The organism is Streptomyces mobaraensis NBRC 13819 = DSM 40847, assembly GCF_017916255.1.
GTDB classification, from domain to species: Bacteria; Actinomycetota; Actinomycetes; order Streptomycetales; family Streptomycetaceae; genus Streptomyces; species Streptomyces mobaraensis.
Genome location: NZ_CP072827.1, coordinates 7,124,564 through 7,137,318 on the forward strand (window position 1 = coordinate 7,124,564; position 12,755 = coordinate 7,137,318).

10 protein-coding genes are annotated in these 12,755 nt (G+C 75.1%); 5 read left to right on the top strand and 5 right to left on the bottom strand.

Annotated elements, in window-relative coordinates:
- The first annotated feature begins 228 nt into the window (after positions 1–228).
- Positions 229–1,536 (top strand): alpha/beta hydrolase, encoded by a 1,308-nt coding sequence (locus J7W19_RS30780; RefSeq protein ID WP_004948246.1) that lies wholly within the window; start codon positions 229–231, stop codon positions 1,534–1,536.
- A 37-nt stretch (positions 1,537–1,573) separates the two neighbouring features.
- Here J7W19_RS30780 and J7W19_RS30785 read toward each other — a convergent pair whose 3' ends face one another.
- From J7W19_RS30785 to J7W19_RS30795, 3 genes are all read right to left on the bottom strand, one after another.
- Entirely contained in the window at positions 1,574–3,331 is a 1,758-nt protein-coding gene (locus tag J7W19_RS30785; RefSeq protein WP_078588111.1) for a M4 family metallopeptidase, read from the bottom strand.
- A gap of 447 nt (positions 3,332–3,778) precedes the next feature.
- The gene (locus J7W19_RS30790) at positions 3,779–4,204 is read right to left on the bottom strand and encodes a gamma-glutamylcyclotransferase family protein (protein ID WP_004948239.1); all 426 of its coding nucleotides are present in this window, start codon (positions 4,202–4,204) and stop codon (positions 3,779–3,781) included.
- Between the two features lie 40 nt (positions 4,205–4,244).
- Positions 4,245–5,516, bottom strand: a complete 1,272-nt coding sequence (locus J7W19_RS30795; RefSeq protein ID WP_004948236.1) for a streptophobe family protein — start codon at positions 5,514–5,516, stop codon at positions 4,245–4,247.
- 177 nt (positions 5,517–5,693) lie between these two features.
- Here J7W19_RS30795 and J7W19_RS30800 point away from each other — a divergent pair, with 177 nt between their 5' ends.
- The 3 genes from J7W19_RS30800 (at position 5,694) to J7W19_RS30810 (ending at position 9,080) form a co-directional block, all read left to right on the top strand.
- Positions 5,694–6,476, top strand: coding sequence for a DUF998 domain-containing protein (locus tag J7W19_RS30800; protein ID WP_106429665.1), 783 nt, complete (start codon positions 5,694–5,696; stop codon positions 6,474–6,476).
- A gap of 247 nt (positions 6,477–6,723) precedes the next feature.
- Complete coding sequence (locus J7W19_RS30805; protein ID WP_004948232.1) at positions 6,724–8,253, top strand: amino acid permease; 1,530 nt, start codon at positions 6,724–6,726, stop codon at positions 8,251–8,253.
- A 26-nt stretch (positions 8,254–8,279) separates the two neighbouring features.
- On the top strand, positions 8,280–9,080 hold the full coding sequence (locus tag J7W19_RS30810) for a GNAT family N-acetyltransferase (protein WP_210455414.1): 801 nt from the start codon (positions 8,280–8,282) through the stop codon (positions 9,078–9,080).
- 421 nt (positions 9,081–9,501) lie between these two features.
- Here J7W19_RS30810 and J7W19_RS30815 read toward each other — a convergent pair whose 3' ends face one another.
- Together J7W19_RS30815 and J7W19_RS30820 are read right to left on the bottom strand one after the other, a co-directional pair.
- Entirely contained in the window at positions 9,502–9,723 is a 222-nt protein-coding gene (locus J7W19_RS30815) for a MerR family transcriptional regulator (RefSeq protein ID WP_004948227.1), read from the bottom strand.
- The gene (locus tag J7W19_RS30820) at positions 9,720–10,274 is read right to left on the bottom strand and encodes a hypothetical protein (RefSeq protein ID WP_004948224.1); all 555 of its coding nucleotides are present in this window, start codon (positions 10,272–10,274) and stop codon (positions 9,720–9,722) included. The genes J7W19_RS30815 and J7W19_RS30820 overlap by 4 nt, the downstream gene beginning before the upstream one ends.
- Before the next feature lie 951 nt (positions 10,275–11,225).
- Between J7W19_RS30820 and J7W19_RS30825 the strand changes: the two genes are divergently transcribed.
- Positions 11,226–12,713, top strand: a complete 1,488-nt coding sequence (locus J7W19_RS30825) for an FAD-dependent monooxygenase (protein ID WP_004948222.1) — start codon at positions 11,226–11,228, stop codon at positions 12,711–12,713.
- The last annotated feature ends 42 nt before the right edge of the window (positions 12,714–12,755 follow it).

Consider the following 12,755-nt stretch of genomic DNA (forward strand, 5'->3'; position numbering starts at 1 on the left):
GGTCCTCGGCGCCGTCGCGGTGTGCGGAACCGTCCGCCCGCGGCGGGACGCCCATGTTCCTTGCATCTTCAATAGTCCGCCCGGGAGCGTCAACCGACGGCCGCCCGGCGGCCGTTCGAGGCGCGTGATCCGGCCAGTAGGGACCGCGTACCAGAATGGACCCGCGCGCCCGGCACGGCCGAGGCCGCGGCGACCCGCCGGCCCGCGGCGGGCGAGGAGGGAGAGCACGTGCCGACGTACGAGACCCGGCAGTCCCCGGCGGCCCCGCCCGGCCGGCGGACCGTGGTGGCCGCCGCCCTGCTGGCCGCCGTCGCCGGACCGGCGGCGCGGGCCGCCGCGGCGGCCCCCGACCGCCCCCGGGCGGCCCCGGCGCCGCTCCGGCTGCCCGCGCCCACCGGTCCGCACGCGATCGGCACGGCCGCGCTGCACCTGACCGACACCGCCCGGCCGGACCCATGGCGGCGCGACCGGCCGCGCGAGGTGATGGTCAGCTTCTGGTACCCGGCCGCCGCCGGCCCAGGCGGCGCGGAGCCGGCGCCCCACATGGAGCCCGCGGCGGCCGTCCACTTCGGCGGGGAGGACGGCATGGCCGCCCTCAACTACCGGGTACCCCCGGGGAGTACGGACTGGCGGGAGACGCGGAGCCACGCCCGGCCCGGCGCCCGGGTGCTGCCCGGCGGGCCCCGGCCGGTCGTGCTCTGGTCGTCCGGCGTCGGCGACCCGCGCACCTGGGGCACCGGCCTCGTCGAGGAGCTGGCCTCGCGCGGCTACGTCGTCGTCACCGTCGACCACACCTACGAGGCGTCCGAGGTCCGGTTCCCGGACGGGACGCTGGTGGCGTCCCTCCTGCCCGCGCTGATGAAGCAGGAGAAGCCGGACCTCGCGGCGCTCACCCGCCTGACGATGGAGGCCCGGGTGGGCGACGCGACGTTCGTGCTCGACCGGCTGCACGCGCTCCGGCACGGCGGCCGTACGGCGGCGGAACGCGCGCTCCCGCGCGGGCTGGCGGAGGCGCTGGACCTGTCGCGGACCGGTATGGCCGGGCACTCCGGGGGCGGTTTCACGGCGGCCCAGGTCCTGCGTGACGACCGGCGGCTCGTCACCGGGATCAACCTGGACGGGCAGATGCACTTCCCGGCCCGGGCCGACGGGACGGGCGTCGTACTGGGCGAGGTGGCCGAGAAGGGGCTCGACCGCCCGTTCCTGCTGGTCGGTTCGGCCGCGGACGTGGCCGACAACCGGCCGTCGTGGGACGCGCTCGTCCGGCACAGCCGGGGGCACGTCCGGCGGCTGATCGTCCACGACACCGCCCACGGCGCGTTCACCGACGCCGCCGCGCTGCTGCCGCCCCTGGCCGAACGGGGCACGGTCCCCCGGGAGACGGTGACGGAGCTCCTCGGGGCGCTGCCCGCGGAACGGTCGATCGCGATCACCCGGGGGCTCGTCACCGCCTTCCTCGACCGGCGGCTGCGCGACCGGGACACCCGGCCGGGGGACGTGCCGACGGGCCCGTTCCCCGAGGTGGAACGGGCCTAGTGGGAACGCGGGCCCCGGCCGGGGCCCGCGTTCCTCGTCAGCGCTGGGCCGACGGGGTGTTGGCCTCGGTCACGTTGACCGCGGCCCAGGCGCGGTCGACGGCCTTGTACTCGGCGCTGTCGGCGCCGTGGATGTCCGCGGCGGCCTGGAGCGTGGCCTTGCGGGCGTCGTGGAAGTCGGACGTCGAGACCATGTACCGGGTGAGCGCCCGGTAGAAGATCTGCTCCGCCTTGTCCCGGCCGATGCCCGTCACCGACTGCCCGTCGTAGGTGGGGGAGTCGTAGGAGAACTTCCCGATCGTCTTCTTGCCGCTGCCCTCGGCGAGCAGGTAGAAGGCGTGCGAGGAGACGCCCGAACCGGCGTGCACCTCACGGTCGTAGGAGCCGGCGTCCCAGTAGTCGACCGTGCCCTCCAGCCGGTCCAGCGAGGGCTTGTCGAGGCGGCGCAGGAACTGCTGGTCCAGGCCGAGCTTCTCACCGAGCAGGTAGTTCGGGGGGTTGGCCGTGTTGTTGGTGCGGAACTCCATGCCGGTGCCGAAGATGTCCGCGAACGACTCGTTGAGCGAGCCGGCCTCGCCGAACTGGTTGCCGTTGGCGTCCACCCGGGTCGGCTGGAAGTCCGCCGTGGCCGAGATGACGCCGTGGGTGAGCTCGTGGCCGGTGACGTCCAGGGCCACCAGGGGCTGCTTGAACGTTTCTCCGTCGCCGTCGCCGTAGAGCATGCACCAGCAGTCGGGGGACCAGAAGGCGTTGCCCACCTTGTTGCCGAAGTGCACCAGGGCGCGCGGGCCGACGCCGTCGTTCTTGATGCCGTTCCGGCCGAACGTGCTCTTGTAGTAGTCGAAGGTGCTGGTGACGCCGAACTGGGCGTCCACGGCCGCGCTGGTCGGGTCGGAGGCGGTGCCGTTGCCCCAGCGGTTGGTGCTGTTGGTGAACGCCTTGCCGCTGGTGAAGGTCTCGAGCTCCTGGCCGCCCGCGGTGCGCGTCTCGGCGTTGCCGCGGCCGAGGTCCTTGAGGGTGAAGGTGCTGCGCGCGGTCTGGGTGGTGGAGAGCGGGACGGTGCCGACGAAGATCGAGGCACCGCTGCCGGTCGCCGCCGCCGGGTAGCCGGCCGCCGCGCCGGAGCCGGCGGCCCTCGGCGTGGCCGCCGCGCCGAGGTGCGGCGCGGCGGCGCGGCCCTTGGCGCGCAGGGTGTCCTTGAGCTTGGGGGAGATGAACGCGTCGGTGAGCGGGGTGGTCGCGAGGATCTTCCCCGAGACGGCGTCCACGGTCACCGCGCGCAGGGCGCCCTTCTCGGCCGCGTGGCCGCCGGTGACGGTCACCCGGTAGGCGAGGACGGACTTGCCGTTGGTGGCGTCCACCACCAGCTCGGTGCGGCCCGCCGTGCCCTTGACCGCCTCGGCGGCCTTGGCGGCGGCCTGACGCTCCGTCAGTTCCGGCTTGACGGACTTCACGGCCACCTGGTGCCGCGCGGCCCGGGTGACGCCCGCGTAGCCGCCCTTGGCGTCGAGGTGGACGACGAGGTCGCCGCCGACCACCGGAACGCCCTTGTAGGCGCGCTCGAACCGGACGTGGCGCTTGCCCTCCGGGTCGACGAGGGAGTCCTTGACGGTCAGCGTCTCCTGCGGGCCGACGCCGGTGTCCTTGGCGTGGGCGACGGCGGCGGAGCGGGCCGCCCGCACGTCATCGGCACCGGCCACCTGCGAGGCCGCGGAGCCGGGTCTCGCCGTGGCCACCGTCTGCGCCGTGCTCCGTGCCGTGCCCGTCGCCGGGGCGGCCACGGCGCCGCCGGCCATGGCCGCCGCCGCGGCCACCGCGACGGCGACAGTCAGTATTCGGCCGGGGGTTGTGGGGGATGTACGCACTGTTCAGCGCCCTTTGCGTCATGACGGCCCGGGGTGACCGGGCCGCTGGCGGGGGGCGGTGCTGTCACTCGTGCACCGCGGGACCTGTGGTCCCGGGCAGACTGTGCAGCGCTTGGCATGCGCATGGAAAGACTGTTTACACGGTGTTCACATCAGTTGATCAACTTTTGACATGAGATCAACTGAGGGTGAACGACGGGCAACAGGACGTCCGTTCGCACCGGGAGACCGGTCAAAGGCGCGGCGGGTTGCGCGAGTTCGGCGACCGTTCAGCATGTGGGACGGTCGGTGACGCGGTGCGTGTCCGTGGTGACACGGCGGTCCCGACGCGCCCGTCGTGTCACGTACGCGCCGGCGCTCCCGCCGTCGCCCCCGCCGTCACGCGCGGTGCGGCCAGTCGCCGCCCGGGACGCGGACGCCCTCCGCGCGCAGCCGGCGGGCGACGCGCTCGGCGGCCAGGTAGACCCACGCGCGGACCGTCTCGCCCCGCTCGGTGCGCACGTCGCGCACCACCCGGTCGTAGAGGTTGCCGGGACCCCCTGGGCGGTGGCCCTCCAGCTCGTCGAGGGCGGCGAGCACGGCCGCGCGGCCGGCCGGGGCGAGCGTCATCAACTCGCCGCGGATCTCACCGGCCGGCGCGCTCACCGCGAACGGGTAGCCCGGGCCCTCGTACAGCACCGCCCCCGCCAGCAGGGCCGGGACCTCGCCGGCCGTCCGGCCGCGCAGGAACGCGTCGTAGTTGACGCCGCCGCGGCGCAGCGTGCCGTAGACGAAGACCGGCAGCGGCGCGTCGTCCTCCGTCATCCCCGCCTCCCCGCCGGCCGCGTGCCGTCAGCCTAACCGGCTACCCGGCGCGGCCCCGCCGCCGCCGGACGCGGCCGAGCGCCTCGGCGAGCGCCCCCGCCGACGCCCCCGCGACCAGCCCCCACAGCGCCCCCCAGCCCAGCAGCAGCGGCAGCCGGGGGTCGAGCCGGACCTCCCCGCCGAAGGCGTCGAGGTCACCCAGGCCGAACAGCGACAGCCCGTACCGCGCCGAGACCCGGGTCAGCAGGCCGACGGCCACCAGGGCCACGGCCAGGGCCGGGGCCAGCCGGACGGCCTGCCGCCACCACGGCGCGGGGAAGCGGCGGGCCATCAGGAACGCGGCCGTCGCCAGCGCGAGCGCGGCCACCAGCGCCAGGACCCACGCCCGGTCGTCGTACCGGCCCAGCGAGGCCAGGTCCACCGTCGCCGTACCGCCGCCCGGCTCGCGCAGCACCGCGGCGAGCGCGTACGGCACCGGGAGCCCGATCGCGTCGGGCACGTTCCCCTCCCAGGCGCCGCCGAGGCCGGTGCCCAGGGCGAGCCAGGCGAGGTTGGGCAGCCCCAGCAGCAGGGTGGCCGCGGTCTCCGCCGGATGTCCCCGGGTGCACAGCGTCACCAGACCCACCGCCAGCCCCAGCACGACGTAACCCAGCAGCAGCCCCAGCACCGCCCGCACCGGCGGACGCGCCGCGTCCTGGAAGCGGCGCAGCGGGGGAGGGAGCGGGGTGCGGTACGCGGCGAGGACGATGATCACGTACAGCACCAGCAGCCACAGCAGCCCCCGGCCCAGCGTGGCCGCCACGTCCGCGCGGAAGCCCACCTCCGGCCGTACGTCCAGCACGTCCCCGATCTCGTCCAGCAGTCCGCCGCCCAGCCCGATCCGGAAGGTGTGGCGCGCGGTCAGCGCCGGGACCAGCAGCGCCGGGATCCAGAGCACCGCCACCCGGGCCGCGCGGGCCGCCAGTTCCCGGCCGTCCGGCGGCGGCCCGTGGCGGAGCGGTCCCAGCGGCCGCAGCAGGCCCGCCGCCAGGGCGAGCGCCCCGGCCAGCGACACCGACAGCGGAACCACCGTGAGGGTGGCACCCGTACGGCCGAAGGACCCCGCGCCGCCGGTCAGTTCCACCGTCCCGCCCACCGCGGCCACCACGGTCGCCGCCAGCACGGCCGGGAACGCCCCGGACGGCAGGCCGCCGGCCCCGGCCGCCCACAGGCCCAGCGCGGCGGTGGCGACCATGGCCGCCACGGCGGCGGCCACCGCGCCGAACGCCTCTCCCCACGCCCGTACGGCCTCCGCGGAACGGGACCCCGACATCTGACCCACGCGCGCTCCTGCCTTGGACGGACGGCGGCTGACCTCCCCATATGGCTCGAACCGTACGCCCCGGAACCGATTGCCACCCCTCCGCCGGGGCACTCGGGGGAAGCGGATGTTTCGTTTGCGGTAAGCGAGGTCCCGGTACACACAATGAGGATCTGGGGTGGCGGATAGATGACTGACGGCACTGACAGCAGTTGCCTCGACCACGGGAGGCAGGCCCTGTACGAACCGCCCTCCTCCCCTCCGCGGCGGACCGCGCTGGTGCCCGCCGGGCCCCGGCCCGCCCCACCACCCGCACCGCCGAGGGCTCGCCTCTTCGCCCGCACGGTCGTGGCGCCCGCCCTGCTGCTCACGGCGGCCGTCGTCTACAACGACTGGCTGCTCGAGTTCCCGCTGCCCACCGGGCTCGACCCGCGGCACTCCTACGTCAGCGAGCTCTACGCCGCCGACCAGCGCTTCCACCTCCTCTTCGGGGCCGCGGAACTCCTCGCCGCCGCCCTGGTGGTGGCCGGCTCCCTGCTCGCCAGGGACCGCAGGGCGGGACCGGTGGCCGAGGGTGGGTGGTGGTGCCTGGTCGCCTTCGGGATCTGCTCGGTGGCCGACGTGATCGTCCCGATGCGCTGCGCCCCCTCGGCGGAGGCCGGCTGCGAGGCCGTCAACCCCTGGCACACCGCCACCAGCGCCCTGGTGCACGCGGCCCTCTTCGGCTCGATGTTCCTGTTCACCGTCGCCGCCGCCCAGGCCCGCTGGCCCGTCCTGTCCCGCTGGACCCCCTGGGTCCCGGCCGCCGCCCTCGCTACGGCCGTCTCCACCGTGGGCCCGCTCTTCGGCCACCCGGGCTGGCACGGTGTCCCCCAACGGGCGCACCTGGTGCTCGTCGGCGTGTGGTTCGTCCTGCTCGCGGCGGAGCTGCGGGGGCCGGTGGGGGAACGGGGCGGGGCGCCGAGGGCGTGAGGCGGGGCGCCGACCCGGAGGCCGCCTGACGGGGGAACGGCCGCTCTCCGTCCGGTCCGGGCAGCCTGTCCACATCACGCCTTCCCGCCGATCCGGGCGGGCCGGCCGTCCACATCGCGCCATCCCGCCGAATTCCGACGCTGGCCATGGGCACGCCGCCGGTGTTGACTCGCACGGAGACATCCCCGGCGGCCGACGCGGCCCCGGCGTCCTGTTCCTCACGGAACTTCTCCCTGGGGGTACCCGCATGCCTACCTCGGCACGTGCCCGACGGAAGCGGTCCCGGCCGTCGGACGACGACGAGCGTGTCCTCGCGGAACTCGGCTACACCCAGCAACTGCACCGGCGCATGAGCGCGTTCGGGAACTTCTCCGCCTCCCTGTCGGTCATCTCCATCATGTCCGGGACGCTGCTGCTCCTCGGCTACGGCCTGAACAGCGGCGGGCCCGCGGTGGTGGTGTGGGGATGGCTCGCCGTGGGGCCGCCGGTGCTGTGCCTGGCCGCCGCGCTGGCCGAGATCACCTCGCGGTATCCCACCAGCGGCGGCCTGTACTACATGGCCCGGCAGCTCGGCGGCGAGCGGTGGAGCTGGTACACCGGCTGGCTCAACCTGCTGGGGCTGCTGGGCGGGATCGCCGCCCAGGACTACGGCATCGCGACCTTCGCCGGCGCCTGGGCGAACCTGCAGTTCGGCTACGTGCCGACGCCGAGATCCCTGCTGGTGGTGTACGCGGTCGTCCTCGCGCTGCACGCGCTCCTGAACCTCTTCGGCACCCGGCTGATGAACGTCCTCACCTCCGTGAGCGCGTGGTGGCACCTGGCCGGGGCCGTCGTCATCATCGGCGCCCTGACCCTCGTCCCCTCCCACCACCAGCCGGCCGGCTTCGTGTTCTCCGAGTTCACCAACAACACCGGCTGGTCGAGCCCGGTGTACGTGATCCTGCTCGGGATGCTGCTGCCGTGCTTCGCGCTGGCCGGCTACGACACCTCGGCCCATCTGAGCGAGGAGACCAGCGGCGCCTCCGTGGCCGCGGCGCGCGGGATCGTGCGCTCGGTGGCGGTGTCCTGGATCGCCGGCGGCGTCCTGCTGGTCGCCCTGCTGTTCGCCGTCCAGGACTACGCCGCGACGCTGGGGAGCGAGACGGGGGTGCCGGTGGCGCAGATCCTGCTGGACGCCCTCGGCGTGGCGACGGCGAAGGCGCTGCTGCTGGTGGTCATCGGTGCGCAGTTCCTGTGCGGCTACACCGTGACCGCCGCCGCCGGCCGCATGATCTACGCCTTCGCCCGGGACGGCGCCCTGCCCGGCTCGGCGCGCTGGCGGCGGGTCAGCCGGCGCACGGCCGTCCCGGCCGACGCGGTCCTTCTCGCGGTCGCCGTCGCCTTCGTCCTCGCCCTGCCGTCCCTGTACTCCGCCACGGCGTTCTCGGCGGTGACGGCCATCTCCGTCGTCGGCTTCACCCCGGCCTACGCCATCCCGGTGCTGCTGCGCCTGCGCCACCGCGACCGGTTCACCCCCGGCCCCTGGCACCTGGGCCGCTGGAGCCGGCCGGTCGGCTGGGTGGCGGTGGTCTGGGCGGCCGGGGTGACCGCGCTGTTCCTGCTGCCGCAGTCCGCCCCGGTCACCGCCGAGACCTTCAACTACACGCCCGTCGCCCTGCTCACGGCCCTCGCCGGGGCCGCCCTGTGGTGGCGCTTCGGACGCCGTACGTACGGTGTGCCGCGCTGCGGCGCGGCGCCTGCGCACGACGGGATCGAAGAGGCCGAGACCATCCTGTGAGGGCTCTCAGCACCCATGGAGGCATCATGACCGTTCCCGCGGAGTCCGTGGAGTCGGTACGGCAACTCACCGCCGCCTGGCGGACGCTGGTGCTCGACCGCGACGCGGACGCGGACGTGCGCGACCTTCCGGGCATCGCCGTCCGCTGGGCCGACAGCCGGTTCGGGTTCTTCAACTGCGTCACCCTGACCGAGGAGGAAGCGGGAGCGGAGAGCGTCGGGCACCGCTTGGCCCGGGCCGCGGACATCATGCGGGCCAAGGAGCACCCGGGCTTCCTGTGGCTCTTCGAGGACCTCCTCGACGAGGAAGCCCGCTCCGGACTGGAGGCGGCGGCCGGGCGGGCCGGCCTCCGATACGCCTTCCCCGGTACGGGCATGGCCGCCGACCTGCCCGCCCTCCCCGAACCGGCCCACTCCGAGCTGACGTTCGTCCGGGTACGCACCGACGGACACCTGCGGGTTTACGCCGATCTCCAATCGCGCGCCTACGGGTTCCCCGCGGAGGAGGCCCGCGACGGCCTGGCCGGATCCGCGCTCTGGAAGGACGGGGTCCACGCCTACCTGGCCCTGCGGGACGACGAGGCGGTGGCCTGTGCGGCCACCGTCGAGGCGCGCGGCCGTCTGCACGTCGTGTTCGTCGCCACGGACCCGCGGTGGCAGCGCCGGGGCTACGGCGAGGCGGTCACGCGCAAGGCGCTGTACGAGGGCGCGCGGGCCACCGGGCTGACCCGCGCGACCCTGCACGCCACCGCCGCCGGAGCCCCCGTGTACCCGCGCATCGGGTTCGAGCCGAACTCGCGGATGCGTTTCTACGGCCTGGAAGGCTGATCCGGTTTACGGCCCGAAAGGCTGATCCGGCCGGGTGAGACCGGGCTCACAGCGCGGGGGATGTCACGCCCCGAGGGGTCGTACCCCTCTCAGGAGTGAGCACCACGGAGGGACACGGAAGGGCGCCGGGAGAACGGCGCCCGCCCGAGACCGCACGGTCCCCGCCACGGCGTTCCGGATCGGCATTCGATCCGGGCGGCGGCGGCCGTGCTGCCCCGCTCGCCGCCCGTGCGCCGGGACAATCCCCCGTCACCCAGCGCGGGGCGGCGGGCGGGGCGTTCTCCATGGCTTCTCCCTCCGTTCCCGCTCCTTTCCATTCCCTGTTGATCCGGTTTCGCTCGGCCTCGGCCGGAGCGGTTCCGGTGGAAGGGCGGGGGACGGTCGTGAAAGCGTGGAGGAATCGCGGAGGAATCCGGAAGGGTTAGGTTCCGTCGGCGGGGAAAGGAGTGGGCCCGACCGCCGCGGCATTCATGATTTCGGTGAGGTCGTAGAGAGCGCGGCGGGTGCTTCCGTACCGCGTGATCTTTCCCCGGCTCGACCATTTGCGAATGGTCGCGGGGGACACCCCGGCGGCGAGGGCCGCGAGTTCGGTGGTGACGAGCCGGGTTTCCCCGTCGGCCTCCCCGCCGGCGGCGGGGCTCACGCGGCGCCCTCGGCGGAACGGCCGAGGCCCTGTTCCCGCCGGAGGTTCCGCATCAGCGCCAGCCACTGGTGCGGCAGCCAGGTGTGCCCCGCGGCGCACCGCACCTGCCCCACGTCCTTCGCGCCGGTCAGCGGGGCCGGGGAGAGCGGTCGCGCGCAGCCCGGGTGGACGCAGCTGCCGAGGTTCGTGACCAGGGACGGCTTGACGTAGGCCGCGCGCCGGGCGGTCTCGGCGGCGTCCAGCAGTTCCTCGACGAAGTCCCCGGCCGCGGGGTGGCACAGCAGCCAGTCCAGGTGGCCGAGGAGGAACGCGGCGAGTTCGGCCGGGCGTCGGCGCGGCGCGCCCACGCCCCGCTCGTCCGCCACCAGCGCCGCCCAGGAGGACAGGGTGCCCAGGATGCGCGACCGGGTCGCCATCGCGCCCTCGTCGAGCGGCGGCCCGGAGTGGCGCCGGGCGCCGCCGACCGGCCTGAGCGGCCCGTGCCGGCGGGGCAGCAGGGCGGCCTCGCAGTCGGCGTAGATGTCCGGCAGTTCGCCGAGGCAGGACCGCACCGCGCTGCCGCACGCGGCGCACGGCCGGGGTCCGGGGTCCGGCGCGCCGGGGCGGCGGCGCCGGAGGCCGGTGTGGCGGCCCGTGCTGCACTCCGCGGGGCGGGGGCTCGCGGGGCGCGGCCCTGACGGACGCGATCCCGCGGAACTCGATTCCGGTGAACTCATTTCCTTCTCCCGAGGCTCGTGGTGGGGTGCCGGCGCGGAAGCGCGCACCGGGAGCGCCGTGTCCAGGGGTGGGGTGGGTGGGACCCCTGGAGCGAAGGGGTGGCGGCATCGGTGAACGGGCCCGGGACCGCGTCCGGATCGCCCCCGGAACGGCCATGGCGGATTCCGGTTCCGCCGGTTCGCCGGCCGGTGGGTCCCGCGTTCCGGAAAAACCCGGTCGGGAAAGGTAATGAGCGTACGACGTGCCGTGCCAGATTTCCGATCATGAAATCTGGAACCCCCGTTTCTGGCCCCCGTGGCATCGCGCCCGGGTGACCGGGCGGAACGATTCCCCCATTCCGTCCCTGGGGTGGACGGGGGCGCGTTCCGTGCGATGCAGGGTCGGACCCTACAAGCCCCCGAGGGTGTTGTCTACATGTATTCGGGCGGGAAAGGGGATTCCGACCGACGCCTGCCGGACGGGCACCGCGAGGGTCCGGGAAGCCGGAATAACCGAGGCCGTTCCGCCGCCCGGGAACGGAATCGCGCACCACCGCCGCCGGTAATTCCCGGCTGAGCTGCGGCGTTTGACACCGGCTCGGCCGCACTGTCACGCTAACGGGCAGCGGCAGAACTGTGTCCGCTTCCGGGGCGCGGGAGACCTCTCCTCCCGTGCGCCCCCTCTCCCTCTCTTCCGCAGGGCCGACCGCCGCGCACCGGCGCGCCTCCGCCCCGCCCTTCCGTTCGCCAACTCCCCTGCCGCGGCCGGGTCCGTCCGCCGTGCCGCGCCCGGGGCGAGGAGACAGCATGGATGTTCCGGTGATCGTCGTCGGAGCCGGCCCCACCGGGCTGTTCCTGGCCGCCGAACTGCGCCTCGGCGGCGTCGACGTCCTCGTCCTCGACGCACTCGACCGGCCCTCCGGGCAGTCCCGGGGGCTCGGCTTCACCGCCCGCGCGACCGAACTCTTCGACATGCGCGGCCTGTTGCCACGCTTCGGCACCGTACGGACCGACACCCGCGGGCACTTCGGCGGCATACCGCTCGACTACGGTGTCCTCGACGGCGGCCACTTCGGCGCCCGCGGGATCCCCCAGGCGCGCACCGAGGCCGTCCTCGCCGACCGGGCCACGGAGCTCGGCGCGGAGATCCGGCGCGGCTGGAAGGCCGTCGGGCTGGTCAACGGGCCCGACGGCGCCGAGGTCGAGGCCGAGACGCCCGCCGGGCGCCGCCGGCTGCGCTGCCGGTTCCTCGTCGGCTGCGACGGCGGGCACAGCTTCGTGCGGGGCGCGGCCGGGATCGCCTTCCCCGGCACCGCCGCCACCCGGGAGATGTTCCTCGCCGACGTGGCCGGCGCCGCCGGCGGGGGCATCCGGCCGCGGCCCATCGGCGAACGGCTGCCCGGCGGCATGGTGATGTCCGCCCCGCTCACCGACGGCGTCGACCGCGTCATCGTCTGCGAACGCGGCACCCCGCCCCGGCGGCGCGACCGGCCCGTCACCTTCGACGAGGTCGCCGCCGCCTGGCGGAGGCTGACCGGCGAGGACATCGGCGGCGGCACCGCGCACTGGGTCAGCTCCTTCGGCGACGCCACCCACCAGGCCGTCGCGTACCGCAAGGACTCGGTGCTGCTGGCCGGCGACGCCGCCCACACCCACCTGCCGGCCGGCGGCCAGGGGCTCAGCGTCGGCGTCCAGGACGCCGCCAACCTCGGCTGGAAGCTCGCCGCGACCGTCCACGGCTGGGCACCGCCCGGCCTGCTCGACACCTACCACGCCGAGCGGCACCCCGTCGGCGCCCGGCTGCTGGCCAACACCCGGGCCCAGGGGCTGCTGTACCTCGGCGGGGAGGAGACGCTGCCGCTGCGCGCGGTCTTCGCCGAGCTGATGGAACTCCCCGAAGCGGGCCGCCACTTGGCGGGCCGGGTCAGCGGGCTCGACATCCGCTACGGCACCTTCCCCGACGGCGGCCACCCGCTCCTCGGCCGACGCCTGCCGCCGGCGGACCTCGTCGGCGAGGACGGCCCCACCACCACCTTCGCCCAGCTCCGCACCGGCCGCGGGGTCCTCCTCGACCTCGCCGCCGACCCGGACGTCCGGGACGCGGCCCGGCCCTGGGCGGACCGGGTCCGCGTCGTCACCGCCGCCCCGCGCGAGGCGCCCGGCGGCCCGCTCGACGGGACCGCCGCCCTGCTCGTCCGGCCCGACGGCCACGTCGCCTGGGCCGCGCCCGGCGGCGGCCCGCCCGTCGCCCTGCCCGCCGCCCTACGGCGCTGGTTCGGCCGGGCCGCCCGCTGAACCGCACCACCCGCACGGCAGACCCTTCCGACAACGGAGGCA

Coding starts and splice junctions, on each gene's coding strand:
- J7W19_RS30785 (WP_078588111.1), bottom strand. CDS start 3,331: ATGGCCGGCGGCGCCGTGGCCGCCCCGGCGACGGGCACGGCACGGAGC.
- J7W19_RS30790 (WP_004948239.1), bottom strand. CDS start 4,204: ATGACGGAGGACGACGCGCCGCTGCCGGTCTTCGTCTACGGCACGCTG.
- J7W19_RS30795 (WP_004948236.1), bottom strand. CDS start 5,516: ATGTCGGGGTCCCGTTCCGCGGAGGCCGTACGGGCGTGGGGAGAGGCG.
- J7W19_RS30800 (WP_106429665.1), top strand. CDS start 5,694: ATGACTGACGGCACTGACAGCAGTTGCCTCGACCACGGGAGGCAGGCC.
- J7W19_RS30805 (WP_004948232.1), top strand. CDS start 6,724: ATGCCTACCTCGGCACGTGCCCGACGGAAGCGGTCCCGGCCGTCGGAC.
- J7W19_RS30810 (WP_210455414.1), top strand. CDS start 8,280: ATGACCGTTCCCGCGGAGTCCGTGGAGTCGGTACGGCAACTCACCGCC.
- J7W19_RS30825 (WP_004948222.1), top strand. CDS start 11,226: ATGGATGTTCCGGTGATCGTCGTCGGAGCCGGCCCCACCGGGCTGTTC.